Raw genomic sequence first — 1,560 nt, 5'->3', positions numbered from 1 at the left:
ACGGGTCAGTTCTCCGCGGTCGACGGTCTGATCACCGGCGAGGAGAACATGTGGCTGATGGCGGACCTGCACCACCTGTCCCGGCGGGAGGGGCGGCGGGTGGCCGCCGGGCTCCTGGAGCGCTTCGGCCTCACCGAGGCCGCGAGGAAGCCCGCGTCGACCTACTCGGGCGGTATGAAGCGGCGCCTGGACATCGCGATGACGCTGGTCGGCGACCCGCGGATCATCTTCCTGGACGAGCCGACCACCGGTCTCGACCCGCGTTCCCGGCACAACATGTGGCAGATCATCAGGGAGCTCGTCACGGACGGCGTCACCGTCTTCCTCACCACCCAGTACCTGGAGGAGGCCGACGAGCTGGCCGACCGCATCGCGGTCCTCAACGACGGCAGGATCGCCGCCGAGGGAACCGCCGAGGAACTCAAGCGGCTCGTCCCGGGCGGCCACGTCCGCCTCCGCTTCACCGACCCGGTCGCGTACACGAGGGCCGTCGCGGCCCTGACCGGCGCCTCCCGCGACGACGAATCCCTCAGCCTCCAGCTCCCGAGCGACGGCAGCCAGCGCGAACTGCGCTCCGTCCTCGACCGGCTGGACGCCGCCGGCATCGAGGCCGACGAACTGACCGTCCACACGCCCGACCTCGACGACGTGTTCTTCGCCCTCACCGGCGGCGCCGCCGGCGACACCCGCATCCCGAACCAGCCCAGCCAGCCCAGCCAGTCCGCCCAGTCCGCCCAGTCCGGCCCGTCCACGGAGGCTGTCCGATGAGCTCCCTGTCCCTCGCCGTGCGCGACTCGTCCACGATGCTGCGCCGCAACCTGCTGCACGCCCGGCGCTATCCGTCGCTCACGCTGAACCTGCTGCTCACGCCGATCATGCTGTTGCTGCTGTTCGTCTACGTCTTCGGCGACACCATGAGCGCGGGCATCGGCGGAGGCGGCGCGGACCGGGCCGACTACATCGCCTACCTGGTCCCGGGTCTGCTGCTGATGACCATCGGCAGCACCACGATCGGCACGGCGGTCTCCGTCTCCAACGACATGACCGAGGGCATCATCGCCCGCTTCCGCACCATGGCGATCCACCGCGGCTCCGTCCTCGTCGGACACGTCGTCGGCAGCGTCCTGCAGTCCGTGGCCAGCGTGGTCCTCGTCGGCGCCGTCGGCGTGGCCATCGGCTTCCGCTCCACCGACGCCACCCCCGTCGAATGGCTCGCCGCCTTCGGCCTGCTCGTCCTGTTCGCCCTGGCACTCACCTGGATCGCCGTCGGCATGGGCCTGGTCAGCCCGAACGCCGAGGCCGCCAGCAACAACGCGATGCCGCTGATCTTCCTGCCGCTGATCTCCAGCGCCTTCGTCCCGGTCGAGGCCATGCCGGGCTGGTTCCAGCCGATCGCCCAGTACCAGCCCTTCACACCGGCCATCGAGACCCTGCGCGGTCTGCTGCTCGGCACCGAGATCGGCCACAACGGCTGGCTCGCCGTCACCTGGTGCGCCGGCCTCGCGGTACTCGGCTACCTCTGGTCGACGTCGAAGTTCAACGACGACCCGAAGTAACCGC

General features: G+C 70.2%; 2 protein-coding genes. Both read left to right on the top strand.

Features of this window, described 5'->3' with window-relative positions; genetic code table 11:
• Positions 1-768 (top strand): ATP-binding cassette domain-containing protein (locus ACFY8W_RS37995; protein WP_391115747.1); only part of this gene is annotated, 768 nt, incomplete at its 5' end.
• Positions 765-1,556: an ABC transporter permease gene (locus ACFY8W_RS37990; protein ID WP_391115746.1), complete on the top strand. Its 792-nt coding sequence runs from the start codon at positions 765-767 to the stop codon at positions 1,554-1,556. The genes ACFY8W_RS37995 and ACFY8W_RS37990, both read left to right, overlap by 4 nt.
• Positions 1,557-1,560: the final 4 nt, after the last annotated feature.

It is taken from the genome of Streptomyces sp. NPDC012637 (assembly GCF_042954805.1).
GTDB lineage: Bacteria > Actinomycetota > Actinomycetes > Streptomycetales > Streptomycetaceae > Streptomyces.
The sequence above is the reverse complement of the archived record's forward strand: the minus strand, read 5'-3'. Positions and strand labels throughout refer to the sequence as shown.

Coding starts and splice junctions, on each gene's coding strand:
- ACFY8W_RS37990 (WP_391115746.1), top strand. CDS start 765: ATGAGCTCCCTGTCCCTCGCCGTGCGCGACTCGTCCACGATGCTGCGC.